The following is a 25394-nucleotide window of genomic DNA, read 5'->3' as shown; positions in this document are numbered from 1 at the left end:
TGCATGTCGCTGTCCCCTGGGTTGATCGCCGCGGTCGCCTTGATCTACATGGCCATTCTTTTCGCCATCGCCTTCTATGGCGACCGCCGCAGCGCGCCCATGCCGCCGAAAATCCGCGCCTGGGTGTACTCGCTGTCGCTGGCGGTCTATTGCACCAGCTGGACCTTCTTCGGCGCCGTCGGCCAGGCCGCCGAACAGCTGTGGTCGTTCATCCCGATCTACCTCGGCCCGATCATCCTGATGCTGACCATGCCCTGGGTGCTGCAGAAGATGGTGATGATCAGCAAGCAGGAGAACATCACCTCCATCGCCGACTTCATCGCCGCGCGCTACGGCAAGTCGCAGTCACTGGCGATCGTCGTGGCGCTGATCTGCCTGGTCGGTGTGCTGCCCTACATTGCCCTGCAGCTCAAGGGCATCGTCCTTGGGGTCAATCTGTTGATCGGCGTGCACGCCCAGGACACCGGCACCAGCGCACAGGACACGGCGCTGATCGTGTCGCTGGCACTGGCGCTGTTCACCATCTTGTTCGGTACGCGCAACCTCGACGTCACCGAGCACCACCGCGGCATGGTGCTGGCCATTGCCTTCGAATCGCTGGTCAAGCTGCTGGCCTTCCTTGCCGTGGGCGCGTTCGTCACCTTCGGCCTGTACAACGGTTTCAACGACCTGCTGGAGCAGGCGCACAACACCGCCGAGCTGGACGACTTCTGGAACGAGGCGGTGAACTGGCCGGCGATGCTGGTGCAGACTGGCATGGCGATGATCGCCATTGTCTGCCTGCCGCGGCAGTTCCATGTCACCGTGGTGGAAAACATCGAGCCCAAGGACCTGCGCCTGGCGCGCTGGGTATTCCCGGCCTATCTGGTGCTGGCCGTGCTGTTCGTCGTACCCATCGCCCTCGCCGGACAAATGCTGTTGCCGGCCGGCGTGACACCGGACTCCTTCGTCATCAGCCTGCCCTTGGCCGAAGCCCATCCAGGCCTGGCCGTGCTGGCCTTCATCGGCGGCGCGTCGGCCGCCACGGGCATGGTCATCGTCGCCTCGGTGGCGCTGTCGACCATGATATCCAATGACATGCTGCTGCCCTGGCTGCTGCGCCGGCAAAGCACCGAACGGCCATTCGAAGCCTTCCGTCACTGGATGCTTACCGCACGCCGGGTCAGCATCGTGCTGATCCTGCTGCTGGCCTACGTCTGCTATCGCCTGCTCGGCGAGGGCACCAGCCTGGCGACCATCGGCCAGGTCTCGTTCGCGGCCATCGGCCAGTTGGCGCCGGCCATGTTCGGTGCACTAGTGTGGAAGCAGGCCAACCGCCGCGGCGTGTTCGCTGGCCTGATCTTCGGCGCCATGCTCTGGTTCTACACCCTGGTTCTACCGCTGGCCGCACGCGGTATGGGTTGGTCGCTGGACAGCTTTCCCGGCCTCACCGCTCTGCTCTACGCCCCCATCGGCCTGCAGGTCGACCCGCTGACACGCGGTGTGGTGCTGTCGCTGGCTGGCAATATGCTGCTGTTCGCCTGGGTTTCCTGGTTCTCGCGCACACGCGTGTCAGAGCACTGGCAAGCCGGTCGCTTCATCGGCCATGACCTGGGCACCAAACCCAGCAACCGCAGCCTGCTGGCAGTGCAGGTGGCCGATCTGCTGATGCTGTCCAGCCGCTTCGTCGGCGAAGAACGTGCGCGGCAGAGCTTCACCCGCTTCGCCCTGCGCCAGGGCAAAGGCAAGGACTTCGATCCCAACCAACCAGCCAATAGCGAGTGGATTGCCCACACCGAGCGCCTGCTCGCCGGTGTCCTGGGCGCCTCCTCGACCCGTGCAGTGGTCAAGGCCGCCATCGAAGGCCGCGAGATGCAGGTCGAGGATGTGGTGCGCATCGTCGACGAAGCCAGTGAGGTGCTGCAGTTCAACCGCGCCCTGCTGCAAGGCGCGATCGAGAACATCACCCAGGGCATCAGCGTGGTCGATCAGAACCTGCGCCTGGTGGCCTGGAACCACCGTTACCTGGAATTGTTCGAGTACCCCGAAGGCTTGATTTACGTCGGTCGACCGATTGCCGAGATCATCCGCTTCAATGCCGAGCGCGGCATGCTCGGTGGCGGCGACCTAGAAGCGAACGTGGCCAAGCGACTGTACTGGATGCGCCAGGGTACTGCGCACAGCTATGAGCGGGTATTCCCCAATGGCCGGGTGATCGAGTTGATCGGCAACCCCATGCCGGGCGGCGGTTTCGTCATGAGCTTCACCGATATCACCGAGTTCCGCGAAGCCGAGCGTGCACTCAAGGATGCCAACGAAAGCCTCGAACGGCGGGTTGCCGAACGCACCCACGAACTGTCGAAACTGAACCAGGCGCTGACCGAAGCCAAGGCCCATGCCGAGGCTGCCAACCAGTCGAAAACGCGCTTCCTCGCTGCGGTCAGTCATGACCTGATGCAACCGCTCAATGCGGCTCGGCTGTTCTCGGCCGCGCTGTCCCATCAGGACGACGCCCTGCCCTGCGAAGCTCAGGAGCTGGTTCGGCACCTGGACAGCTCGTTACGTTCGGCCGAGGACCTGATTACCGACCTGCTGGATATCTCGCGCCTGGAGAACGGCCGGATCACCCCGGATCGCCACCCCTTCGCCCTGGCCAACCTGTTCGACACCCTCGCCGCCGAGTTCGGCGTGCTGGCAGCCGAACAGGGCATCGACCTGCGCGTACGCGGCAGTCGGCAATGGATCGACAGCGACATCAAGCTGCTGCGCCGGGTGCTGCAGAACTTCCTGACCAATGCTTTCCGCTATGCCAAGGGCCGCGTGGTGCTCGGTGTGCGGCGTGAAGGCAATCAACTGCGCCTGGAAGTCTGGGATCGCGGCATGGGTATCCCCGAGGACAAACGCAAGGTGATCTTCGAGGAGTTCAAGCGCCTCGACAGCCACCAGACGCGCGCCGAAAAAGGGCTGGGGCTGGGGCTGGCAATTGCCGACGGCCTCTGTCGCGTGCTCGCCCACCGCCTGGAGGTACGTTCCTGGCCGGGCAAGGGCAGCGTGTTCAGCGTCAGCGTGCCACTGGCGAGAAGGCCCGCGCCGAAACCACAAGGCGTTAGCGTGCCGACCGTCGATGGCCAACCGCTGCAAGGCACCCAGGTGATCTGCATCGACAATGAGGACAGCATCCTCACTGGGATGTACAGCCTGCTGTCGCGCTGGGGCTGCCAGGTGTGGACAGCACGCAATCGCCTGGAGTGTGAGCACCTGCTCAGTGAGGACGTGCGTCCGCAGCTGGCGTTGGTCGACTATCACCTCGACGAAGGCGAAACCGGTACCGAACTGATGGCTTGGCTGCGCACGCGCCTGGGCGAGCCGGTACCCGGCGTGGTGATCAGCGCCGACGGTCGCCCGGAGTTGGTCGCCGAAGTGCATGCCGCGGGTCTCGACTACCTGCCCAAACCGGTCAAACCAGCCGCCCTGCGCGCGCTGCTCAGTCGTCACCTGGTACTGCGCGGCTAAGGCATTGGCGGGCACATCAGCCGCGCTGCAGGAACCCCTGCAGCAGCTGATGCACCCGTTCGCTCAGCTCGCGGTTGGCGGCCACCGGCAGACCGCGCGCCAGCTCTGCTTCGACCACCTGTTCGACCAGCGGACGCAGCTGCAGCAGCTGAGCACTTAGCCCTTCCAGCTGATCCGCGCGAGGCAGCGAACTCTGCAGCAGCGGGTTGACCAGATGACCGACGATCATCTGCACGATACCGGTTGACACCTGCTCGACGTGCCGGCGAATCGATTCCAGCTCGTCAAGCAATGCGGGCAGTGGAATACCGGCGCGGTACAACTCGACACCCGCCGCGAACAGGCGCGGGCTGGGCACGCTGAGGTGGTCACCGGCGAACTGCAACAAGCCCATGGCCATGGCACGGTCAATCACCGCCTCCTCCAGATCGTCAGCGAAGATCGCCTGCAACTCGGCGAACTCCAGGCGCCCCGGCTGCTCGGGCTCACCGGGGCCACGGATGGCCTGGTCGAGCCCCAGTACATGGGCCAGATCGCGCCCTTGCGCCCAGGCGTCGAACAGTTCGCGGATGCTGGCGATGCTGTAGCCGCGCTCCAGCAGTTGGCCGACCAGACGCAGGCGTGCGAGGTGCTCGCCGTTGTAGACGCCGACACGCCCGCGCCGTTCGGGCGGCGACAGCAACCCGCGGTCCTGATAGGCGCGCACGTTGCGCACGGTGGTTTGCGCCGCCTGGGCCAGTTCGTCGACCGTGTATTCGGCGGCAACCGCCGCCGCCACAGGGGCGGCATTGCCAAGCAGGCGCTGGAAAAACAGGGAAACGTCAGTCATGCGCCGATCATAGTCGCGCGCCGAGCCCCCGCCAACCGCGTCACGCGCCCCAACCAAGGTCTGGACTTGCTCGGACACAACCCGGCACCAGGTCGCCCAGCAACGCCGCAAAGCCCCTGCACAGAGCGGCTCAGACAGTCGCGGTAACGAAGTAACGCTGATATCCAGGCACGTGCGCATGGCTAGGCAAAGGCAGCATCACGCTCAACAATGACGATTACATCAAACAATGTAATCGTCATCTTCCGGAGCCTGCCATGTTCCCGCTCGCCGATTCTCTCGGTCTCTTCCGATGAACGCGCCGCTGCAGCGCCATGAACGGCCACCACAGCAGTTAGACGTCCACAGCGACGGCCTGCGCCTGTGCACCTACGTCTGGGACAAGGCCGACGCACCGACCCTGCTGCTGGTGCACGGTTATCCGGACAATCACGAGATCTGGCTGCCGCTAATTCGCGAGCTGGCCGACGACTACCGCATTGTCGCCTACGACGTGCGCGGGTGCGGCGCCTCCCAGGTGCCGAAGCGCCTGCGCGACTATCGCCTGGAGCAGTTGGCGCGCGATCTGGAAGCGGTGCTGCGGGCCACCAGTGCGGATCGAACGGTGCACCTGATCGCCCACGACTGGGGCTCAATCCAGAGCTGGGAAGCGGTGACCGAACCGCGCATCCAGCCACTGCTGGCGTCTTACACCAGCATCTCCGGCCCCTGCCTCGACCATGTTGGCCACTGGATGCGCGAGCGCCTGAACCTGCGCCGCCCTGCCGCGCTGCTGCAAGCCCTGCGGCAGTTGTTCAGCTCCTGGTACATCGCCTTCTTCCACACCCCGCTGCTGCCGGAACTGGGCTGGCGGCTGGGGTTGGATCGCGCCTGGCCCTGGCTGCTGCGCCGCCTCGAAGGCGTACCCAACCTGCCGCCGAGCCGCACGCAGCGCGCCGACGGCATACGTGGCGTGCAGCTGTATCGCGCCAACTTCATCCGCAGCCTGCTATGGCCTCGCTCGCGCAGCACCCGCGTGCCGGTGCAACTGATCGTGCCGCTCAACGACCGTTTCGTGCGCCCGCAGCTGTTCGACGATCTGCAGCACTGGGCACCGCTACTGACCCGCCGTGAAGTCCGCGCCGGCCACTGGCAGTTGCTGGCCGAGCCCGGTGTCCTGGCCGGCTGGCTGCGTGAGCATGTGAACAAACTGGAGCAAGTACGCCCCCGAGAGGCCCGCACATGAGCCAAGCCAATCAACCGCCCCTGCAACAGCGCAAGGTGCGCTTCGATTTCGCCGACACCCCGCTGCACTGGGTGCCGAACGAACCGGAGGCCTCGCACATCATGAACGGCCTGCACCTGCTGCTGCCGGCCGGCGAATTCTGGTTTTGCAAGGTCTACAACAAGGCCCTGCCACTGGTCAGCGAGCCCAGCCTGCGCGAGGACGTGCGCGGTTTCGTGCTGCAGGAGGCGCAACATGCCCGCGCCCATGGCAGTGCGTTGACGCCCTACCTGATCCGCCACGGCATCGACCCCAAGCCCTTCACGCGCAAGGTCGACTGGCTGTTTGACAAGGTTCTGTGCGACTACCCGCTGGGCGAGAACGCCCTGACACGCCGCTTGCAACCCTGGTGGCTACGCCAGCGGGTCGGCCTGATCGCGGCCGTGGAGCATTTCACCTGCGTGCTCGGTGACTGGGTCGTCAACAGTCGTGGGCTCGACCGTGCCGACCCGGTGATGCTCGACCTGCTGCGCTGGCACGGGGCCGAGGAAGTGGAACACCGCTGCGTGGCCCATGACCTGCACGTGCACCTGGGCGGCAGCCTGGCGATGCGCTGGCTGTTCATGCTGATCGCCACGCCAGCGCTGCTCTATCTGTTCAGCGATGCAATGAAGGTGATGATGCGCCAGGACCCGAGCACACGTTACCGCCCTGGCTTTCTGCGCATGTGGCACGACCTGGGCGAGCGCGGCCTGCTGCCGACCACGGCCAGTGTCGGCCGCTCGGTGCTGCGTTACTTCAATCCGCGTTATCACCCGCGTATCGAGGGCGATCTACAGGCGGCACTGAATTACCTGGCCAACTCGCCGGCCGCGCTACGCGCCGAGGCGGAAAAAGCCGCGGCCTGAAGCGGTGGATCGCCACATGTAGGGCGGGTGCAACCCGCCATTGGCACTCCGGCGGGTTGCACCCGCCCTACGTCCTACAATCACCGGCAGTGAGCGCTCACTCGCCCAGCTCATCCAGCGCCGGCAGATCGGCGGACCGCTCCAGCAGCTCGTTCGGCAGGCTCTTGCTGGCACGGGCGCCCAGCAGCTTGAGGTTTTCCACACGGCCGACCAGGTTGCCGCGACCGTCCACCAGCTTGTTGCGAGCACTGGCATAGGCTTTGTCCAGTTGCTGCAAGCGGCTGCCCATCTCGTCCAGATCGGCGACGAAGGCGACGAACTTGTCGTACAGCTGGCCCGCACGCTCGGCGATCTCGCGGGCATTCTGGCCCTGCCGCTCCTGGCGCCAGAGGCTGTCGATCACCCGTAGCGTGGCCAGCAAGGTGGTCGGGCTGACGATCACCACTTGTTGCTCGAACGCTTCCTGAAACAGGTCCGGCTCGGCCTGTAGCGCCGCGGCGAACGCTGCTTCGATGGGGACGAAGAGCAGAACGAAATCGAGACTGTGCAGCCCTTCCAGGCGCTGGTAATCCTTGCCGGAGAGCCCCTTGAGGTGACTGCGCAGGGACAGCAGGTGCTGCTTGAGCGCCTGCTGGCGAATCGGCTCGTCCACCGCCGCGACGTACTGCTGATAGGCACTGAGGCTGACCTTGGCATCAACGATCACCTGCCGGTCACCGGGCAGACGAATCAGCACATCCGGTTGAAAACGCTCACCGCCGGCGCCCTTGAGGCTCACCTGGGTCTGGTACTCGCGGCCCTTCTCCAGGCCGGCATGCTCCAGCACCCGCTCCAGCACCAGCTCGCCCCAGTTGCCCTGGGTCTTCTGCCCCTTGAGGGCGCGAGTCAGGTTGGTCGCCTCGTCACCCAAACGCTGATTGAGCTGCTGCAGACGCTCCAGCTCCTTGCTCAGGGAAAAGCGCTCGCGCGCCTCTTGTTGATAACTCTCGTCGACGCGTTTCTCGAAGGCCTGGATCCGCTCCTTGAGCGGATCGAGCAACTGGCCCAGGCGCTGCTGACTGTTCTCGGCGAAACGCTGCTCGCGCTCATCGAAGATCTTCGTTGCCAACTCAGAGAACTGCGCGCGCAGCTCGTTGCGCGCGCCCTGCAGGTCATCCAGGCGCTGCTGCTGGTTGTCGCGGTTTTCCTGCAGCTCGGCGGCCAGCGCCGCACACTCGGCGCTGAGCCGTCGCAGTTCAGCTTCATTACGATCGCGCTGCTGATTCCACGACTGTGCGGCTTCGCGGGCGATCTGCCGCTCCTGCTGCAGCAATTCGTTCTCACGGCGCAGCCCGGCCAGCTCGGTCTGCTGCTCCACCTTGATCTCGCTGACTTCGGCCAACTCGTCGCGACAGGCATCGAGCTGCGCCAACAACCCGGCCTGACTGAGCTGCGCATGCTCCAGACGCTCCTGCAACAGCGCCTGCTCGCCCTGCTCACGAGTCAGCCGGCGCTGCAAGGACCAGAGGCCAGCCAATAGCGGAACCAGCGCGACGACGGCGCCAATGGCGAGAGATAAAGGATCGATTGGCATAGACGCTCCATGTTTGACCGCCGAGCAGTATACCCAGCCGGCGATTTACACGGGGCCAGCACGCAATCAGCGCGACAGGCGCTCCAGCTCTTGCTGGGCACCACGGTCGCCTGCACGCGCAGCCTGGCGCAGCAGTTCATAACCGATGCGGCGGTCACGGGTATTGCCGCAGTCGCGGCAGAGCAGTTGGCCCAGTCGGCTTTGCGCCTGCACACAACCTTTACGGGCAGGCTGCTTGAGCAGATTGCCAGCGATGCGTTTGACGCTGGAGGTTTGCCCCAGACGCGGGCTGTCGAGCAGCCAAAGCGCGACGCGCATGGGCAGACGAGAAGAGCTGGAACGAACCGCGGAGGATGAAGCCGGTAAAGCGCGAGGCATAAATAAAGAGGGGGGTGACTGCCGGGGCGCGCCACTCTACTCCTTTTTTCCTGAAGGTAAAGCCTTGCCTGCCAGAAGGATTTCAGCGCCTCCAAAGAGTTCCCTCACAATCCACAGAAGCTGTGGATAACTCCGTGCACAACTTGGGCGAAAGCGCTCACAGGGCCGATGGCTTGGGGCTCGCAGTCAAACTGACGATTTTTTCACCAATGGAAAAAATGCATATTTTTCATTGACTTAAAAATGAACCACGGAAAATCAAACGTTTAGCGGCGATTCTGACAGTGAGATGACAGACTGCTTCAGCATTGTGCACAACTCTCTGCGACATATCCGCGCAGCGCTCTGTTTCGGGGCATTTCGCCGGCCAGCGCAGTATTCATGCGGGGTGTGGCAGCTGCCCCTGCACCAGGAACTGCTCCCAGTGAAACAGCCGAGGCTGATCCGGCGTCTGCGCATGTTTGAACGCCACGTAGTCGCCCGTGGTTTCGCACAGCCAGGCCGTCAGGTTACGCGGCCGTTTTTCCGCGAAGGCGGCCGGCACGTAGAGCGCGACATTGCTACCGCCGTCCGGGCAGCGCGCCGAGCGATACTCGAAGGCCTGAATACCGGCCGCACGCATTGCTGAGCCGAGGCGCTGGGGCACGCTGTAGTCGCTAGGGTGAGCCAACAGAGCGCCGTGCTGATCAAACGGTGGCTGCTGCAACTGAATACCGCGCTCGACGCGATAGCGCGCTTCGAAGGTGGAATGCTCGGAGAGGATGCGCCCGCTGGGCGGCGGCGTGGCCATGCCGTTCCACAGCACGAAGCGATAGTAGGCGGCCTCGGCCATCGCCGTTTCCAGACGCTGGGCGGCATAGAACAGGCTGGGCTCATGCACGCTGCCAAAACGCGAGCCCCAGCGCAGTGGTGGATAACGAAACGGTGTCTTCAACAGATAGTGCAACGGCTCGGCGGCTTCGGGCAGCGGCGGCTTGCTGCTCTCGAGCAACTCTTCGAGCAGCGCTTGCTCGGCGAGGTTATCCACCAGTTGCAGGGTCGCGACCTGCGCCTGACTTTCCACCATGCGCAGCAGCCTGCCGCGCAGCGGTCGCACCTGTCGCTCGCCCTCACATAGTTGCCAGATGTCCATGGCGATCCCTCCCTACCTCATATCGCTGCCGCGAACCGCGCCGACAATCGGTGCGCATGGCGCACCCTACTTGTACTCAGACCTTGCCACGAATGGCGTCCAGATACTCGACGACGCGTACCAAGCCCTGCACCTGCCCCATCTGCTGCAGCGGCACGCCGGCCAGGTGGCGGTTCTCGGTACGCAGAAAGTGGCGCATGTCCTGCTGGTTGCCGCCGAACAGGGCGAACAAGGCGCGGTAGGCGCGAATCAACAACAGGGCCAGTTCACCCGTCTTGCTCTGCGGGCGCAAACCGCCCTGCTCGTTCCAGCGGCTGATGGCGCTGCGATGCACGCCGACGATATCGGCCAGCTCCTGCTGGGTCAGCCCCAACTGTTCACGGGTATTGAGCAAGGCCTTGGCCAGTACCGCATCGGCGTCAGGCTGGCTGCGAGTCACTGCACTCATCATTTCCTCCTACGCGTGTTTTAAACAAAAAAAACAATAAAAGCTGTAAACACACAATAGCACGGAAAGCCGCTTGGCACCCACCCGAGCATGGGGTACCGTCCCTTGCACGGCATCTGGCAAGGAGAACTCATGAGCCGCCGGCGTTTCTGGCTGAGCATCTGCGTAGCGACTCTGGCGGTGTTGTCGCTACTGGTCTGCTACGCCGGCTACCGCGTGCAACAACTGCTCGAGGAGCAGCACGTCGAGCTGGACTGGCAACGACTGAGCCTGTCCTGGCGCGGCCTGCAGTTGCACGATGTGCGACTGACGCAGCGTCAGGGCGGTGAGTTGCACGCGCAGGCCAGCCTACTGCAACTCGATTGGCTGGCCAGCGAGGCGCCGCGCTATCGGCTGCTTGCCCAAGGCCTGCAAGTCGCCTGGCAACCCGCGCCAACAGCCCCGCAGAAATCGGATGACAGCGACCTCGGTGCCCTCTTCGAGCGCGCACTCAACACCCTGCCCTGGTTGCCACGACAGATCGACGTGCGCGACGCCCAGACGCAGTTGCCCTGCCGCAGCGGTCAATGCACGCTCGACGGCAACCTCAGCCTGCAGCATCTGGACGATGCACTGCAGTTGCACCTGCAACTTGAGCGCGAGACGCACAGCGCGCAGCTACACGCACGGCTGCAGGGCCTGGGCTCTGCGCCGGATAGCACACGCCAGCTGGCGATGAACCTGCACCTCGACAATCAGCAGCAGATGGAGCTGCATAGTGATCTGCTCGCCCAGGGCGATGCATTGCAGTGGTCTGGCAACCTGCTGCTCGCGCCTCTGCAGGAGATCGCCTGGGTCGGCGCCTGGCTGAGCGAATGGACACCACTCGACGCAGCCAACCTGCCAGCCACGCCGCAGCAAGCCGGCATCATCGCCCACTGGCAACTGCAGTTGCCGCAGGCCACCCGACAGCTCGGCGAGCTACTGGCCGCGCCGGGGTGGCTGCGTGTCGACGCCCAACTGCCGCAGCCCTGGCCGCTGCCCGGCGTTGGCCTGGTCAGCGGCGAACTGCAGCTCGACCTGCTCAACGCCACAGGCACGTGGCAAGCGCGCAAGCTGCACGGCAACCTGCAACTCGACACTCACGGCGCGCCCTGGTTGGCCACGCTGCCAAGCGGCTTGCAACCCAACCAGTTGCAGATGCAGCTCACACCACTGGAGAACGACCACGACAACGAGCTGGCCGTGCAACTCAAGCTCAGCGGACAGGGCGCACTCGAGCTGCAGGTGAACGCCGAGCTCGGCCTGCAGCAGGCGCCCGACTGGTCGCTGGCCCTGCGCCAGCTGCAACTCGACGCCCGTAGCAAGCGCGTGGATCTGGCAGGCAATCGTGCCGACGGCCTGCAGCTGAGCCTGGGCATGACCGGCAGTGCGACCACGCAGCAGGTGCAACTCAAGGTCGCTGACAACTCTCGCCTGGCTATCCAGCGACTGCGCAGCGGTGATCTGGAACTGCAGCAGGCGCAACTGACACTCGCCGGCCTCGCCCTCGCTGGAGCGCCACGCTCACCGACGCTGTCCGGGCCATTGGCGCTGCGCATACAAAGCCTGCAATACCCGCAACTGCAAGCGCAAGGCTGGCAATGGCAAGGCCGGCTAGAGGCCGACAGCACCAGCCAGACACTCGACGGTGCACTGCTGGCCGACTCGGGACTGAGCATGGCGCTGCGCCTGAACAACACCGCCGCTGCGCTGGGTCTGAACGCCACACTCGACGAGCTATTCCTGCGCGCGGGCAATCCGCTGGCGCAAACCCTGGCCAGTTGGCCGCCGCTGCTGGCGCTGGACAACGGCCGCATCCAGGGCGACGCCAGCCTCAGTTTGCCCAGCGGCAAGCCCCTGCAACTGCTGGCGAAGCTGAGCGGCAAAGGCCTGGCCGGTATTTATGATCGCAGCACGCTGAGCGGCGTGGACACTGAACTGCAGCTACGACTCACTGGCGACCGCCTGACGCTGGAGCTACCGAGCCTGAGCGCGAAACAGATCAACCCCGGCATCGCCCTCGGCCCCTTGCAGCTGCAGGCCAGCTATCAGGCCAGCCTGCAACGCCCTCTGGCCGGCAGCCTCAGCCATCAGCGTGCCGAACTGGGCGTACTCGGCGGCAGCTTGAGCCTGGAGCCGGCGACCTGGGCGCTGGATCGCTCCAACCAGTTGCTGCCACTGAAACTCAGCGGCCTGGACCTGCAGGAACTGTTTCGCGCGTATCCGGCCGAAGGACTGGAAGGCAATGGCCTGCTCGACGGTACGCTACCGCTGCGCCTGGGCGAAGCGATCAGCGTCGAGCAGGGGCTGATCGAAGCACGCGCCCCCGGCGGCCGCCTAAGCTTTCACTCGCCGCGCATCCGCGCCATGGGCCTGGCCAACCCTGGCATGAAGCTGGTCACCGACGCGCTGGAGGACTTTCACTACGACCTGCTCAGCAGTAGCCTCGACTATGATTCGTCCGGCACACTGCGCCTTGGTATGCGTCTACATGGACAGAACCCGGCCATCGAACAGGGCCGGCCAATCCACTTCAACATCAATCTGGAAGAAGACATTCCGACCCTGCTGGCCAGCCTGCAACTGACCGACAAGGTCAGCGACATCATCCAGCAACGGATTCAGCAACGGATGCGCCAGCGTGTCCCCCAAGAATCAAAGGAGTAGCGCCATGCGCACGTACCGCCTCCTCGCCGCCTTCAGCCTGGGCCTGCTGTGCCAGGCCTGTACCCCGACGGTGCAGCTGGCCATGCCCAACGAGCCGATCAATATCAACCTCAACGTCAAGGTCGAGCACGAGATCTACATCAAGGTGGACAAGGCGCTGGACAACGTATTCAACGAAGATAGCGGTCTGTTCTAAGAGCGTCGGTCTTTCCCGCGCAGGCGGGAATCCAGGACGTTCGTGACATCTAGATTCCCGCCTACGCGGGAAAGACGGAAATCTGATCCATCAGGATTTCCTCAAGGAGAAGCATGATGATTCGATACATTTCGACCCTGCTGCTGGCACTGACCCTCAGCCTGCCGGCCTACGCACTGAACCTCAACCAGGCCATGAGCGCTCTCGGCGATGCCAAGGCCAGTGGCCAGTTGGGCGAGCAGCCCAACGGCTACCTGGGCGTGGTCAAAGCCGGCGGCCAGGCCGATGAAATCGCCAGCCTGATCAACCAGGCGCGTCGCACTGAATACCAGAAGGTGGCCAAGGACAACGGCATCAGCCTGAGCGACGTGGAAGCCATCGCCGGCAAGAAAGCCATCGAGCGCACGCCCAAGGGCCAGTTCATCCAACTGAACGGCCAGTGGCTGCAGAAATAGAAAGCAGCTGGCAGAAACGAAAGAACCCGCCTAGGCGGGTTCTTTGCGTTGCACGATCAGTGATCAGGCGCCGGCTTTGCTGGTGGCGTCCTTGATCAGGGTCTGCAGCTCGCCCTTCTCGTACATCTCGGTGAGGATGTCGCTACCGCCGACCAGCTCACCGCCGACCCACAGCTGCGGGAAGGTCGGCCAGTTGGCGTACTTCGGCAGGTTGGCGCGGATTTCCGGGTTCTGCAGGATGTCGACATAGGCGAACTTCTCGCCGCAGCCCATCACCACCTGGGCAGCACGGGCGGAGAAGCCACACTGCGGGGCGTTGGGCGAGCCTTTCATGTACAGCAGAACGGTGTTGTTGGCGATCTGCTCTTTGATGGTTTCGATGATATCCATGGGGCACCTCAGCATAGACTTCGCGACCCGACGGTCGCCACGGTGGCGCGATTGTAGCGAAAAGCCGAGCAAAATGCTCGGCCTTGCCGTCCTCCCTAGACCTGTTTACGACCTCGCGAGCTAGAGACATGCAAGGCAAAAACAGGCGAGGACGCGGAGTTTACGAGTTGTAAATGAGCAGTCCGAGCCTGTTTTTAACGCAGCAGGGCCGACGCGCAGCAGGTCGTTACGCAGCCACCACCTCCACCGGCACACCATTGAGCACCGCATTACCGGACAGCGCATCGAGCCGGCGCTCATCGGTCAGGTCATTGGCGCTGGCACCCGGCTGCGCACGGGCGATGTCCATCTGCACTCCGGGCCGGGCATGGCCCCAACCATGGGGCAGACTGACCACGCCGGCCATTACCTCATCACTGGCGGCCACTTCCACCTCAATGCTGCCGACCCGCGAGCGCACCTCTACCCGTTGTCCATCGGCGAGGCCGCGGCTGGCCAGATCAGCCGGGTTCATCAACAGCTGATGACGCGGCTTGCCCTTCACCAGGCGGTGATAGTTGTGCATCCAGGAGTTGTTGCTGCGCACATGGCGGCGGCCGATCAGCAGCAGTTCATGGGCGGCGGGCTGTTCCTGTTCGGCGAAGTGCGCCAGATCAGCCAGCAGCAACGTCGGGGCAACCTGCACGGTCTTGCTCGGGGTTTTCAGGCGTGCGGCCAGGTTCGGCTGCAAAGGCCCCAGGTCGACCCCGTGTGGATGCTCGCGCAGCACAGCCAGGTTGAGCTTGCGCTCACTGTGATCGCCGTAGGGACCGAAACGCAGGCCCATGTCGATCATCTGCTCCGGCGCCATGGTCGATTTCAACTCCAGGTCATTGCGCGCCGCGAACGCCTTGGCCAGCCCGACAAAGATTTCCCAATCGTGCAGTGCGCCCTCCGGCTTGGCCAGGATCGCCTCGTTGAAACGGGTGACGTTGCGCACGGCGAACACATTGAAGGTGGTGTCGTAGTGATCGTGCTCCAGCGGTGCGGTCGGCGGCAGGATCAGGTCGGCGTAGCGGGTGGTCTCGTTGATGTAGAAATCCACCGAGAGCATGAAGTCCAGGCCGTCCAGCGCCTGCTCCAGCTGGCGGCCGTTGGGCGTCGACAGCACCGGGTTGCCGGCCACCGTGATCAGGGCGCGAACCTGCCCCTCGCCGGGGGTCAGCATCTCTTCGGCCAGCGCCGAAACCGGCAGCTCGCCGCCGTACTCCGGCAAGCCGGATACCCGACTCTGCCAGCGATTGAAATGCCCACCCGAGGTGCTTGCCACCAGATCCACCGCCGGCGTGGTGCAGAGTACACCGCCGCTGCGATCGAGGTTGCCGGTCACCAGATTGATCACCTGCACCAGCCACTGACAGAGCGTGCCGAACGCCTGGGTGGAAACGCCCATACGACCGTAGCACACCGCCTTGTCGGCGGCGGCGAAATCCCGCGCCAGCTGGCGGATGGTTTCTGCCGGCACGCCGCAGCGCGCGCTCATGGCTTGCGCATCGAAGCCGGCAATCGCCTCGCGCACCTGCTCCAGCCCGTCCACCGGCAGGTGGCTGTCGCGCTTCAGGCCCTCCTCGAACAGGGTGTTGAGCAGCGCCAGCAGCAGTGCGGCGTCGCTGCCAGGGCGCACGAACAGGTGCTGGTCAGCGATGGCAGCGGTCTCGCTACGGCGCGGATCGACCACCACCAGCTTGCCGCCACGGGCCTGGATGGCCTTCAGGCGCTTCTCCACATCCGGCACGGTCATGATGCTGCCGTTGGAGGCCAGCGGGTTGCCGCCCAGGATCAGCATGAAGTCGGTGTGATCGATGTCGGGAATCGGAATCAGCAGGCCGTGGCCATACATCAGGTGGCTGGTCAGGTGGTGCGGCAGTTGGTCGACCGAGGTGGCGGAGAAACGATTACGGGTTTTCAGCTGACCCAGGAAATAGTTGCTGTGGGTCATCAGCCCGTAGTTGTGCACGCTGGGGTTGCCCTGATAGACGGCCACGGCATTCTGCCCATGCGCCGCCTGGATCGCGCTCAGACGCTCGGCCACCAGCTCGAACGCCTCATCCCAGCCGATGGCCTGCCACTGCCCGCCAATGCGGCGCATGGGTTGGCGGATACGGTCGGGGTCGTTCTGAATGTCCTGCAACGCCACGGCCTTGGGGCAGATATGGCCACGGCTGAAGCTGTCCTGGGCGTCGCCCTTGATCGAGCGAATCTGCGTGCTGCCGTCAGGCTGCGCTTCGGTTTCGATGGCAAGGCCGCAGATGGCTTCGCACAGATGGCATGCACGGTAATGGAGGGACTTGGTCATGGCCTGGCCTCTTGTTCTGATCCGAGACGACCAGTCAGGTCGCAGGTCATGAACTATGGGCCGCGCACAAGGGCGACGCCAGCAGCGTTCGTCTCCTGAATCGACAGGCATCAAGCCTGCCGATTCAGGGTCGCGACGATCCGAATTAACGGATGGAGGTCACGGTGCCCTTTTTGCCGGTAACGTTGACGTTGACAGTCTTGTATACGAAGTAATCTTGAACGTTCACTTCGTAACGCGGGGCGACGATCACGTCAGCATCCGAGGCTTTGACAGCCTTGTAGGCCGCTGCAGACTTGGCGGAAGCAACCGGGTCGAGACCCAGCGCGAAACCACCTTCGCCACCACCGTAGGTCACGCCGTCGGCAAATTGAGTGTCGCCACCCAGCTTGAACACACCGAACAGGATGTTCACCGAAGATTGACCAGAGATGGGCTCGCCCACTTTCACGTCGGCCTTGAGGTTAGTTTGCACGGTGCCGTTCAGCGGAACGGTCGGCTGGCTAACGTTCTGACTGGCACAGCCAGTCAGCAGGGCGAGAGCGGAGAAAGCGGCGGCGTAGGCTACGTGTTTCATGCAAAACTCCTTTGCACATATATTCCATGGATGTCCCCATTGCGGGGGCAATGCATTGCCTTGGAAAGGCGGCGGCATCCTAGAGGCCCGATCTAGAGGGGCGCAAGCGAGGTTTTCAGTTTTGTGACATCTCGCACGCCGAATTGGGAAAAGGCTTACAAAACAGGATTCTGCGTGCCCGCAGGTGGCAATTTGCGCCGTCTCGTCATTTCCTTATAAGATCGCGCCTTCCCCTGTTTCGTCGCACCCTGCGGCCTCCTGCCGCAAGCTCTGCTGTTTTTGTCGGTTTTATCCCCGACCACAAGCTTGCGAACTGTAGTGATAAAGGTAGTTAACGATGAGCGTCAGACACTTTCTCTCGATGATGGATTACACACCGGACGAACTGGTGGGTTTGATCCGCCGAGGCATCGAGCTGAAGGATCTGCGTAATCGCGGCGTGCTGTTCGAGCCACTGAAGAACCGCGTGCTGGGCATGATCTTCGAGAAGGCCTCGACCCGTACCCGCCTGTCGTTCGAAGCCGGCATGATCCAGCTTGGCGGCCAGGCCATCTTCCTCTCGCCACGCGACACCCAGCTGGGTCGTGGCGAGCCGATTGGCGATGCCGCCATCGTCATGTCGAGCATGCTCGACGCGGTGATGATCCGCACCTTCGCTCACAGCAACCTCACCGAGTTCGCCGCCAACTCCAAGGTGCCAGTGATCAACGGCCTGTCCGATGACCTGCATCCCTGCCAGTTGCTGGCCGACATGCAGACCTTCCTCGAACACCGTGGCAGCATCGCCGGCAAGACGGTGGCCTGGATCGGTGACGGCAACAACATGTGCAACTCCTATATCGAGGCGGCGATCCAGTTCGACTTCCAGTTGAAGGTCGCCTGCCCGGCTGGCTACGAGCCAGACGCGCGCTTCCTGGCCCTGGCCGGCGAGCGTGTGCAGGTGCTGCGTGACCCGCGCGAAGCGGTGGCTGGCGCGCACCTGGTCAGCACCGACGTATGGGCCTCCATGGGCCAGGAAGACGAAGCCGAGCAACGTATGGCGCTGTTCCGCCCTTACCAGGTCACCCGCGAGCTGCTCGATGCGGCCGCGCAGGACGTGCTGTTCATGCACTGCCTGCCAGCCCACCGCGGCGAGGAAATCAGTTTCGACCTGCTCGACGACCCACGCTCGGTAGCCTGGAATCAGGCCGAGAACCGCCTGCACGCGCAGAAGGCGCTGCTGGAGATGCTGGTCGATCCGGCGTACCACCACGCATGAACCCGCCTCTGCTGCAGCTGCGCGGGCTGAACTGCGGCTACCACGCGCACAAGGTAGTGCAGGATCTCGACCTGCACCTCAACGCGGGCGACATCGGTTGCCTGCTCGGCCCCTCCGGCTGCGGCAAGACCACCACGCTGCGCGCCATCGCCGGTTTCGAGCCGGTGCTCGACGGTGAGATCGAACTCGATGGCGAGGTGATCTCCCGCGCCGGTTTCACCCTGGCACCGGAAAAACGCCAGATCGGCATGGTGTTTCAGGACTATGCGCTGTTCCCCCACCTGAGCGTGGCGGAGAACGTCGCCTTCGGCATTCGCAAGCACGCCAACGCCGAACGCGTGACCCAGGAGTTGCTGGAGCTGGTCAAGCTCGCTCACCTGGCCAAACGCTACCCGCACGAACTGTCCGGCGGCCAGCAACAACGTGTAGCCTTGGCACGCGCCCTGGCGCCAGAGCCGAAGCTGCTGCTGCTCGACGAGCCGTTCTCCAACCTCGATGGCGAACTGCGTCGGCGCCTGAGTCATGAAGTGCGCGAGATTCTCAAGGCGCGTGGTACCAGCGCCATCCTGGTGACCCATGATCAGGAAGAAGCCTTCGCCGTCAGCGACCACGTCGGCGTGTTCAAGGATGGCCGCCTGGAGCAGTGGGACACACCGTTCAACCTCTATCACGAGCCGCTGACACCCTTCGTCGCCAGCTTCATCGGCCAGGGTTATTTCATCCGCGGCCAGTTGCTCAGCCCGGAAACGGTGCAGACCGAACTCGGTGTGATCCGCGGTAACCGTGCCTATACCTGGGCGCAAGGCAGCGCGGTGGATGTGCTGTTGCGCCCGGACGACATCGTGCCGGACGAGAGCAGCGCACTGAAGGCCCGCATCGCCGGCAAGACCTTCCTCGGCGCCGCCACCCTCTATCGCCTGCAGCTGCCAACCGGCAGCCAGCTGGAATCGATCTTCCCCAGCCATGCCGACCACCAGCCAGGCGACGAAGTGGGCATCCGCATCGCCGCCGACCACCTGGTGGCCTTCCCTGCCCTGGGCAGCGTCGCCGCGCAATTGCAGCTCAGCGAATCCAGCGGCGTACGCCGGGTCAGCAGCAACTGACCGGCGAGCCGCCAGCAGCACCTCAAAGCATCAACTGACCGCTGGCAATGTGCCGCGCATGGCCAGCGATTTTCACCCGTTCGCCGTCCAGCCGACACAGCAGCTCACCGCCACGTGCCGAGCACTGGAAGGCGCTGAGCGTATTGCGACCCAGGCGCTCGGCCCAATAGGGCATCAGGATGCAGTGGGTCGAACCGGTGACCGGATCTTCATCGATACCGATACTCGGCGCGAAGTAGCGCGAGACGAAGTCACGCTGACTACCGGCAGCGGTGACCAGCACGCCAAGCCCCGGCAAGGTGGCCAGTGCGGGCAGATTCGGCTTCAGCTCGCGCAAATCCGCCTCGGCGCCCAGCACCACCATCAGTTCCTGCACGCTGCCATCGGCATTGCCCAGCGCCAGGACCTGTTCTACCTGGCGCCCCAGCGCGCGCTCAGCCTGCTGATGCAGATCCTGTGCGACCGGTTGCGCACGCCGCACTGGAAAATCCAGTTCCAGGCGCTCGCCCTGACGGGTGACCTGCAGGGCCCCGGACAGGCAGGTGAAATCCAGTACCTCGGCGGGCTCCTGGTAGATGTCGAACAGCACCTTGGCCGCCGCCAGGGTGGCGTGCCCACACAGCGGCACCTCACTGAGCGGCGTGAACCAGCGGATATGCCAGGCACTCCCCTCCTTCACCACGAATGCCGTCTCCGCCAGGTTGTGCTCGGCGGCGATGCGCTGCATCAGCGCCTCATCGAGCCAACACTCGAGGCGATAGACGATGGCCGGGTTACCGGCGAAGGGCTGATCGGTGAAGGCGTCGATCTGGTGAAATTCGAGGGGCATGGGGCATTCCTGGCCATAGTTGGGGAGTCAGAGCATGCCCCGCTCAGCAAAAGCGAACCACGTACAGAGGGCCTGTATTTTCCCCGAACAGTGCGCCTCAGCGGATGCCGTAGCGCCGTAACAGTTCGTTCATGCGCCCGTCTTCGCGAAAGCGCTGCAGCCCCTGCTCGAACAGTTGCGCATAACGCGGGCTGTCAACCAGACCGGGAGCAAACGCCAGGTAGATGGCAATATCCGGCTGCCGGCAACCGACTTCAACGACCTCGCCATGCAGGTAGCGCTCGCTGAGCAGCGCCTGCATCACCCAGGCATTTTCCACCAGTGCATCGATACGGCCATGGCGCAGCTTGCGCAGGTTGCTGATCAGCGCGCGATCACCGGTCATCAGCTGCACCTGGGCCAGGTCATGATGATTGCGCAGGTACAGATCGAGCTCGGCACCGTAGCTGTAGCCGTTGATCGCACCAAGGCGCACCGCCTGCAACGACTCCAGCCCCTGGTAACGCCAGGTTCCGCCACGCAGGGCATAGAAGCACATACGAGAAATACCGGGCGCCGTGGGCGTGAAGATAAAGTCCGGCGCATCCTGCACCCCGGCGCCAATCAACGCCCCCAACTTGCCGCGCCGGGTATCGTGCACCGCACGCGCCCAGTTGATCACGCGGTACTCCACCTCGATGCCGGACTCGGCAAAGATCTGTTCGGCCAGTTCGACGAAGATGCCGCGTTTCTCTGCATCCACGGCGCAGTTGATCGGGCACCACAGGTCGCCGGCGATCACCAGCTTCTCGGCCCGCGCCAGGCCGCTGCACAGCAACAGTGACAGCAGCACGCCAGCGCTGACCCGGTTCAACCAGGCAAGCGTTCTCACGCTTCGCTGCGCACCCGTTTCACCGCATCCAACCATCCGGCGTAGAGGCGATCACGATGCGCTTCGTTCATCCGTGGCTCGAAGCGCTGCTGACGATGCCAGTGACTGGCGATGGCCTTGAGGTCCTGGTACAGGCCGAGCTTCAGGCCTGCCAGGTAGGCGACGCCGAGCGCCGTGGTTTCGGTGACTTCGGGGCGCTCGACGCTGACGCCAAGAATGTCGGCGAGAAACTGCATGACCCAGTTGTTCTCCACCATCCCGCCGTCGACACGCAGCGCGCTGGGCGCCGCCGCGCCATCCTGACGCATGGCTTCGAGCAAATCGCGGGTCTGGTAGCACACCGACTGCAAGCCGGCAGTGACGATCTCCTTGATCCCGGTATCGCGGGTCAGGCCGAAGATGGCGCCCCGCGCTTTGGGGTCCCAGTAAGGCGCCCCCAGCCCGGTGAACGCCGGCACCAGATAGACGCCGCAGGCCTCGCCGGTGGCCTCGGCCAGTGCCTCGCTCTCGCGCGCATGGCTGATCAGCTTGATGCCGTCACGTAGCCACTGCACCGCAGCACCGGCCACAAAGATGCTGCCCTCCACCGCGTAAGTAACCTTGCCATCGAGGCGATAGCCAACCGTGGTCAGCAGGCGATTCTTCGAGCTCACCGGTTGATCGCCGGTGTTCTGGATCATGAAACAGCCGGTGCCGTAGGTGCTCTTGACCATGCCCGGCTCGAAGCAGGCCTGGCCGATCAAGGCCGCCTGCTGGTCGCCCGCCATGCCCAGCACCGGGATGCTGGCGCCGAGCAACTCGCTGTCGGTGTGACCGAACTCGGCGGCGCAATCGAGCACTTCGGGCAGCAGGCTGACCGGTATCTCGAACAGCTTGAGCAGCTCTTCGTCCCATTGTTGGGTATGGATGTTGAACATCAGCGTGCGCGAGGCATTGCTGGCGTCGGTGCGGTGCACCTTGCCATCGGTCAGGCGCCACAGCAGGAAGCTGTCGACGGTGCCGAAACGCAGCTCGCCGCGCTCGGCCCGCTCACGGGCGCCCGGTACGTTTTCCAGAATCCAGCGCAGCTTGGTGGCGGAGAAATACGGGTCGATCAGCAGGCCGGTCTTGGCCGAGACCGCCGCTTCGTGGCCTTGCTCCTTGAGCCCAGCGCAATAGTCGGCGGTGCGGCGATCCTGCCAGACGATGGCCGGATGGATGGGCGTACCACTGATGGCATCCCACACCAGCGTTGTTTCGCGCTGATTGGTGATGCCGATGGCGGCAATCGCCTCGGGCTGCAGACCGCTGCTGGCGATGGCATCGCGGCACACCTTGAGCGTGGACAGCCAGATCTCCTGACCGTCGTGCTCGACCCAGCCATCCTGCGGGAAATACTGCTTGAACTCCTGCTGGGCACGCGCAACCGGCAATCCCTGGGCACTGAAGATAATGGCGCGGGAGCTGGTGGTGCCCTGGTCGATGGCTAGCAGGTATTGGGTCATGCAAGGTTCCTTGTTGTTATCGGTAGCATTCACTGCAGTTGACTGCAGACTGGCTTATTTTGCTGGCAGCATACTGCTCGATTCAGGCTTTTCCGATAGCGGCGAACTGCCCTTGGGTGTGCTGCGCCAGGGTGTCGGCCGAGAGCTCCAGTTCCAGCCCACGCCGGCCACCACTGACGTGAATGGTGGGATGCTGGCGTGCCGACTCGTCGATAAACGTACGCAGGCGCTTCTTCTGCCCCAGCGGGCTGATGCCACCGACCAGATAACCGGTGGCGCGCTGTGCGGCCGTCGGGTCGGCCATGTCCGTCTTCTTCGTCCCGGCCGCTGCCGCCAGTGCCTTGAGATCGAGACTGCCGGCCACCGGCACCACCGCCACCAGCAGCTCGCCCTTTTCGGTCGCCGCGAGCAGGGTCTTGTACACGCACTCGGGCGCCAGCCCCAGCTTCTCCGCTGCCTCCAGCCCGTAGGACGGCGCCTTGGGATCATGCTGGTAGCTGTGCACACGGTGTTCGGCCTTGGCCTTTTTCAACAGATCGATTGCTGGAGTCATGTTCGAATGTGAAAACGCGATGAAAGATGCCTTACAGTAGCAGGCCCAAATCCACCACCGCCACACCCTATAATGAGTGACCATCACAGGAAGCGCTCATGAACCTCGCTCCGCGCCAGCACGACATTCTCAACCTCGCCCGCGAACGCGGCTACGTCAGTATCGACGAGCTGGCCCAGGCGTTCGCCGTGACCCCGCAGACCATTCGCCGCGACATCAACCAGTTGGCCGAGCACGGCCTGCTGCGCCGCACCCATGGCGGCGCGGCCTGCGAGGCCTCGAGCATTCAGAACACCGCCTACGGCATGCGCGCGGGACAGATGCGTGAGGAGAAACAGCGTATCGCCGAGGCGGTTGCCGCGCAGATCCCCGATCACGCCTCGCTGTTCATCAACATCGGCACCACCACTGAAGCCATCGCCCGCGAGCTGCAGAACCACAAGGGTCTGAAGATCATCACCAACAACCTGCACGTCGCCGCTCAACTCAGCGCCAAGGCCGACTTCGAGGTGCTGGTGGCCGGCGGCACGGTGCGCAGCGACGGCGGTATCGTCGGCCAGGCCGCGGTGGATTTCATCCAGCAGTTCAAGGTCGACTACGCCATCGTCGGCATCAGCGGCATCGACGACGACGGTAGCTTGCTCGACTTCGACTACCAGGAAGTGCGGGTTTCCCAGGCGATCATCGACAATGCCCGACAGGCTTTCCTCGCCGCTGACTCCAGCAAGTTTGGCCGTAACGCCGTGGTGCGCCTGGGCTCCATCGCGCTGGTCGACCGCGTCTTCACCGACAGCGCGCCGTCGGCTGCCATCATCCGCCTGCTGCATAGCCACAAGGTTCAGCTCGACCTGGTCTGACTGCGCACTCTCTCGTAGGGCGGGTGTAACCCGCCAAAGTACCCATTACGTTTTTACCTCCGCCCTCTTCCCTTCAATACCGCTCGGCGCGCAATCGCGTGCCGGGGTAGCGAAGCTGCGCATCTTCGTCTAGCATATTTTCGAAAGTGAACATAAACACATTCGAATCCAAATAGCCGAGCGTGCCACATGCCCCACGACCAGTTCGCCAGCCCCGTTGCAGAAGTCTATGACCTCGCCGTCGTTGGCGGCGGCATCAATGGCGTGGGCATCGCAGCCGATGCAGCCGGTCGCGGCCTGTCGGTGTTCCTTTGCGAAAAGGACGACCTGGCCAGCCATACCTCTTCTGCCAGCAGCAAGCTGATCCATGGCGGCCTGCGCTATCTGGAACATCATGAATTTCGCCTGGTGCGTGAAGCCCTGGCCGAGCGCGAAGTACTGCTGGCCAAGGCCCCGCACATCGTCAAACCGATGCGTTTCGTCCTGCCGCATCGCCCGCACCTGCGTCCGGCCTGGATGATCCGCGCCGGCCTATTCCTCTATGACCACCTGGGCAAGCGCGAGCGCCTGCCGGCTTCGCGCGGCCTGCGTTTCGGCGCCGGCAGCCCGTTGAAGGCGGAAATCAGCCGCGGTTTCGAATATTCCGACTGCTGGGTGGACGACGCCCGCCTGGTAGTACTCAACGCCATGGCCGCACGGGAAAAAGGCGCGCACATTCACCCGCGCACCCGCTGCGTCAGCGCCCGGCGCAGCAAGGGGCTGTGGCATATCCATCTGGAGCGCAGCGACGGCAGTCTGCTGTCGATTCGCGCACGCGCTCTGGTCAATGCCGCCGGCCCCTGGGTCGCCCGCTTCATCCGCGAGGATCTCAAGCAGCAATCGCCTTATGGCATTCGCCTGATCCAGGGCAGCCATATCGTCGTGCCACGGCTGTATGACGGCGAGCAGGCCTACATCCTACAAAACGAAGACCGCCGCATCGTCTTCGCTATCCCTTATCTGGAGCGTTTCACCCTGATCGGCACCACCGACCGTGAATACCAGGGCGACCCGGCTCAGGTCACGATCACCGCCGAGGAAACCGACTACCTGCTCAAGGTGGTCAATGATCACTTCAAGCAGCAGCTCAGCCGCGACGATGTATTGCACAGCTTCGCCGGCGTGCGCCCGCTGTGCGATGACGAATCCGATGAGCCGTCGGCGATCACCCGCGACTACACCCTGTCACTCTCCGGTGCGCCGGGTGAAGCGCCACTGCTGTCGGTATTCGGCGGCAAGCTGACCACCTATCGCAAGCTGGCCGAGTCCGCCATGCAGCAACTGGCGCCCTACTTCGCTGAGCTGGGGCCGAGCTGGACTGCCAGCGCAGCGCTGCCCGGTGGTGAGGACCTGCAAAGCCAAGGTGCCTTGGTCGAAGCACTCTGCGAACGTCATGGCTGGCTACCCAGCAGCCTGGCCAGGCGCTGGGCCACCAGCTATGGCAGCCGCACCTGGCGCCTGCTGGACGGCGTACACAACCTCACTGACCTCGGCGAACACCTGGGTGCCGGGCTCTACACCCGTGAAGTGGAATACCTGCGCCGCGAAGAATGGGCGCGCAGCAGCGCCGACATCCTTTGGCGGCGCAGCAAGCTCGGTCTGTTCATGACGCCGGCTCAGCAGAACCGCCTGCAAGAATATCTGCACAGTCGCGATCCGCATTCGGCTCACGCCGCCTGAATTCTGCGTGCCCCATGCCCCGCTCTGCGGGGCTTTTTTATGAGCGCGAGAAAATAAAATAACGACGCTGTTTTACTCATTTGCTCAGCGCAGAACTTTCAGCATTTTTTTATTG

At 63.8% G+C, this 25394-nt stretch carries 22 protein-coding genes; 10 read left to right on the top strand and 12 right to left on the bottom strand.

The features are described 5' to 3' along the window. Positions 1-3: 3 nt before the first annotated feature. On the top strand, positions 4-3492 hold the full coding sequence (locus tag BM059_RS09555; RefSeq protein ID WP_074938228.1) for a hybrid sensor histidine kinase/response regulator: 3489 nt from the start codon (positions 4-6) through the stop codon (positions 3490-3492). Between the two features lie 16 nt (positions 3493-3508). Here the strand turns inward: BM059_RS09555 and BM059_RS09550 are convergent, their stop codons facing one another. Further along, positions 3509-4321 carry a MerR family transcriptional regulator gene (locus BM059_RS09550; protein ID WP_074938226.1) on the bottom strand — a complete coding sequence of 271 codons (813 nt, stop codon included), beginning with the start codon at positions 4319-4321 and terminating at the stop codon, positions 3509-3511. Between the two features lie 292 nt (positions 4322-4613). On the opposite strand from BM059_RS09550, the gene BM059_RS09545 reads away from it, so the two are divergent. Continuing rightward, positions 4614-5546: an alpha/beta fold hydrolase gene (locus BM059_RS09545; protein ID WP_074938223.1), complete on the top strand. Its 933-nt coding sequence runs from the start codon at positions 4614-4616 to the stop codon at positions 5544-5546. Further along, entirely contained in the window at positions 5543-6433 is an 891-nt protein-coding gene (locus BM059_RS09540) for a metal-dependent hydrolase (RefSeq protein ID WP_074938221.1), read from the top strand. Before BM059_RS09545 ends, BM059_RS09540 begins: the two co-directional genes overlap by 4 nt. A gap of 97 nt (positions 6434-6530) precedes the next feature. Here the strand turns inward: BM059_RS09540 and rmuC are convergent, their stop codons facing one another. The 4 genes from rmuC to BM059_RS09520 form a co-directional block, all read right to left on the bottom strand. Beyond that, positions 6531-8006: a DNA recombination protein RmuC gene (gene rmuC / locus BM059_RS09535; RefSeq protein ID WP_074938219.1), complete on the bottom strand. Its 1476-nt coding sequence runs from the start codon at positions 8004-8006 to the stop codon at positions 6531-6533. Positions 8007-8072: 66 nt separating this feature from the next. After that, on the bottom strand, positions 8073-8324 hold the full coding sequence (locus BM059_RS09530) for an SEL1-like repeat protein (RefSeq protein ID WP_037003154.1): 252 nt from the start codon (positions 8322-8324) through the stop codon (positions 8073-8075). Positions 8325-8763: 439 nt separating this feature from the next. Beyond that, a complete protein-coding gene (locus tag BM059_RS09525) occupies positions 8764-9516 on the bottom strand; it encodes an RES family NAD+ phosphorylase (protein WP_074938217.1) in 753 nt (250 codons plus the stop codon). Between the two features lie 76 nt (positions 9517-9592). Continuing rightward, on the bottom strand, positions 9593-9964 hold the full coding sequence (locus BM059_RS09520; RefSeq protein ID WP_074938215.1) for an XRE family transcriptional regulator: 372 nt from the start codon (positions 9962-9964) through the stop codon (positions 9593-9595). Between the two features lie 132 nt (positions 9965-10096). On the opposite strand from BM059_RS09520, the gene BM059_RS09515 reads away from it, so the two are divergent. The 3 genes from BM059_RS09515 (at position 10097) to BM059_RS09505 (ending at position 13303) form a co-directional block, all read left to right on the top strand. Continuing rightward, the gene (locus BM059_RS09515; RefSeq protein WP_074938213.1) at positions 10097-12652 is read left to right on the top strand and encodes an intermembrane phospholipid transport YdbH family protein; all 2556 of its coding nucleotides are present in this window, start codon (positions 10097-10099) and stop codon (positions 12650-12652) included. Between the two features lie 4 nt (positions 12653-12656). Then, complete coding sequence (locus tag BM059_RS09510; protein ID WP_037003148.1) at positions 12657-12848, top strand: YnbE family lipoprotein; 192 nt, start codon at positions 12657-12659, stop codon at positions 12846-12848. 116 nt (positions 12849-12964) lie between these two features. Beyond that, a complete protein-coding gene (locus BM059_RS09505; protein ID WP_074938211.1) occupies positions 12965-13303 on the top strand; it encodes a YdbL family probable chaperone protein in 339 nt (112 codons plus the stop codon). 63 nt (positions 13304-13366) lie between these two features. Here BM059_RS09505 and grxD read toward each other — a convergent pair whose 3' ends face one another. From grxD to BM059_RS09490, 3 genes are all read right to left on the bottom strand, one after another. Beyond that, positions 13367-13693: a Grx4 family monothiol glutaredoxin gene (gene grxD / locus BM059_RS09500; protein ID WP_037003146.1), complete on the bottom strand. Its 327-nt coding sequence runs from the start codon at positions 13691-13693 to the stop codon at positions 13367-13369. A gap of 226 nt (positions 13694-13919) precedes the next feature. Beyond that, a complete protein-coding gene (locus BM059_RS09495) occupies positions 13920-16028 on the bottom strand; it encodes a molybdopterin oxidoreductase family protein (RefSeq protein ID WP_074938209.1) in 2109 nt (702 codons plus the stop codon). 145 nt (positions 16029-16173) lie between these two features. Continuing rightward, positions 16174-16605 (bottom strand): hypothetical protein, encoded by a 432-nt coding sequence (locus BM059_RS09490; protein ID WP_037003144.1) that lies wholly within the window; start codon positions 16603-16605, stop codon positions 16174-16176. Positions 16606-16942: 337 nt separating this feature from the next. Here BM059_RS09490 and argF point away from each other — a divergent pair, with 337 nt between their 5' ends. Next, on the top strand, positions 16943-17863 hold the full coding sequence (argF, locus tag BM059_RS09485) for an ornithine carbamoyltransferase (protein ID WP_037003142.1): 921 nt from the start codon (positions 16943-16945) through the stop codon (positions 17861-17863). Continuing rightward, on the top strand, positions 17860-18966 hold the full coding sequence (locus BM059_RS09480) for an ABC transporter ATP-binding protein (protein WP_037003141.1): 1107 nt from the start codon (positions 17860-17862) through the stop codon (positions 18964-18966). The genes argF and BM059_RS09480 overlap by 4 nt, the downstream gene beginning before the upstream one ends. A gap of 22 nt (positions 18967-18988) precedes the next feature. Here BM059_RS09480 and BM059_RS09475 read toward each other — a convergent pair whose 3' ends face one another. From BM059_RS09475 to ybaK, 4 genes are all read right to left on the bottom strand, one after another. Beyond that, on the bottom strand, positions 18989-19795 hold the full coding sequence (locus BM059_RS09475) for a PhzF family phenazine biosynthesis protein (RefSeq protein ID WP_074938207.1): 807 nt from the start codon (positions 19793-19795) through the stop codon (positions 18989-18991). Positions 19796-19892: 97 nt separating this feature from the next. Then, positions 19893-20666: a substrate-binding periplasmic protein gene (locus tag BM059_RS09470; protein WP_074938206.1), complete on the bottom strand. Its 774-nt coding sequence runs from the start codon at positions 20664-20666 to the stop codon at positions 19893-19895. Then, positions 20663-22150, bottom strand: a complete 1488-nt coding sequence (gene glpK / locus BM059_RS09465) for a glycerol kinase GlpK (protein WP_074938204.1) — start codon at positions 22148-22150, stop codon at positions 20663-20665. Before glpK ends, BM059_RS09470 begins: the two co-directional genes overlap by 4 nt. An 82-nt stretch (positions 22151-22232) precedes the next feature. Then, on the bottom strand, positions 22233-22703 hold the full coding sequence (ybaK, locus tag BM059_RS09460; RefSeq protein WP_074938202.1) for a Cys-tRNA(Pro) deacylase: 471 nt from the start codon (positions 22701-22703) through the stop codon (positions 22233-22235). Positions 22704-22801: 98 nt separating this feature from the next. On the opposite strand from ybaK, the gene BM059_RS09455 reads away from it, so the two are divergent. Together BM059_RS09455 and glpD are read left to right on the top strand one after the other, a co-directional pair. Continuing rightward, a complete protein-coding gene (locus BM059_RS09455) occupies positions 22802-23560 on the top strand; it encodes a DeoR/GlpR family DNA-binding transcription regulator (protein WP_037003131.1) in 759 nt (252 codons plus the stop codon). A gap of 189 nt (positions 23561-23749) precedes the next feature. Beyond that, positions 23750-25279 (top strand): glycerol-3-phosphate dehydrogenase, encoded by a 1530-nt coding sequence (gene glpD / locus BM059_RS09450; RefSeq protein ID WP_074938201.1) that lies wholly within the window; start codon positions 23750-23752, stop codon positions 25277-25279. Positions 25280-25394: the final 115 nt, after the last annotated feature.

The organism is Ectopseudomonas composti (genome assembly GCF_900115475.1).
GTDB classification, from domain to species: Bacteria; Pseudomonadota; Gammaproteobacteria; order Pseudomonadales; family Pseudomonadaceae; genus Aquipseudomonas; species Aquipseudomonas composti.
The sequence above is the reverse complement of the archived record's forward strand: the minus strand, read 5'-3'. Positions and strand labels throughout refer to the sequence as shown.

Excerpts from the sequence above, each read along its gene's own strand:
- BM059_RS09555 (WP_074938228.1), top strand. The coding sequence starts at position 4 with ATGTCGCTGTCCCCTGGGTTGATCGCCGCGGTCGCCTTGATCTACATG.
- BM059_RS09550 (WP_074938226.1), bottom strand. The coding sequence starts at position 4,321 with ATGACTGACGTTTCCCTGTTTTTCCAGCGCCTGCTTGGCAATGCCGCC.
- BM059_RS09545 (WP_074938223.1), top strand. The coding sequence starts at position 4,614 with ATGAACGCGCCGCTGCAGCGCCATGAACGGCCACCACAGCAGTTAGAC.
- BM059_RS09540 (WP_074938221.1), top strand. The coding sequence starts at position 5,543 with ATGAGCCAAGCCAATCAACCGCCCCTGCAACAGCGCAAGGTGCGCTTC.
- rmuC (WP_074938219.1), bottom strand. The coding sequence starts at position 8,006 with ATGCCAATCGATCCTTTATCTCTCGCCATTGGCGCCGTCGTCGCGCTG.
- BM059_RS09530 (WP_037003154.1), bottom strand. The coding sequence starts at position 8,324 with ATGCGCGTCGCGCTTTGGCTGCTCGACAGCCCGCGTCTGGGGCAAACC.
- BM059_RS09525 (WP_074938217.1), bottom strand. The coding sequence starts at position 9,516 with ATGGACATCTGGCAACTATGTGAGGGCGAGCGACAGGTGCGACCGCTG.
- BM059_RS09520 (WP_074938215.1), bottom strand. The coding sequence starts at position 9,964 with ATGAGTGCAGTGACTCGCAGCCAGCCTGACGCCGATGCGGTACTGGCC.
- BM059_RS09515 (WP_074938213.1), top strand. The coding sequence starts at position 10,097 with ATGAGCCGCCGGCGTTTCTGGCTGAGCATCTGCGTAGCGACTCTGGCG.
- BM059_RS09510 (WP_037003148.1), top strand. The coding sequence starts at position 12,657 with ATGCGCACGTACCGCCTCCTCGCCGCCTTCAGCCTGGGCCTGCTGTGC.
- BM059_RS09505 (WP_074938211.1), top strand. The coding sequence starts at position 12,965 with ATGATTCGATACATTTCGACCCTGCTGCTGGCACTGACCCTCAGCCTG.
- grxD (WP_037003146.1), bottom strand. The coding sequence starts at position 13,693 with ATGGATATCATCGAAACCATCAAAGAGCAGATCGCCAACAACACCGTT.
- BM059_RS09495 (WP_074938209.1), bottom strand. The coding sequence starts at position 16,028 with ATGACCAAGTCCCTCCATTACCGTGCATGCCATCTGTGCGAAGCCATC.
- BM059_RS09490 (WP_037003144.1), bottom strand. The coding sequence starts at position 16,605 with ATGAAACACGTAGCCTACGCCGCCGCTTTCTCCGCTCTCGCCCTGCTG.
- argF (WP_037003142.1), top strand. The coding sequence starts at position 16,943 with ATGAGCGTCAGACACTTTCTCTCGATGATGGATTACACACCGGACGAA.
- BM059_RS09480 (WP_037003141.1), top strand. The coding sequence starts at position 17,860 with ATGAACCCGCCTCTGCTGCAGCTGCGCGGGCTGAACTGCGGCTACCAC.
- BM059_RS09475 (WP_074938207.1), bottom strand. The coding sequence starts at position 19,795 with ATGCCCCTCGAATTTCACCAGATCGACGCCTTCACCGATCAGCCCTTC.
- glpK (WP_074938204.1), bottom strand. The coding sequence starts at position 22,150 with ATGACCCAATACCTGCTAGCCATCGACCAGGGCACCACCAGCTCCCGC.
- ybaK (WP_074938202.1), bottom strand. The coding sequence starts at position 22,703 with ATGACTCCAGCAATCGATCTGTTGAAAAAGGCCAAGGCCGAACACCGT.
- BM059_RS09455 (WP_037003131.1), top strand. The coding sequence starts at position 22,802 with ATGAACCTCGCTCCGCGCCAGCACGACATTCTCAACCTCGCCCGCGAA.
- glpD (WP_074938201.1), top strand. The coding sequence starts at position 23,750 with ATGCCCCACGACCAGTTCGCCAGCCCCGTTGCAGAAGTCTATGACCTC.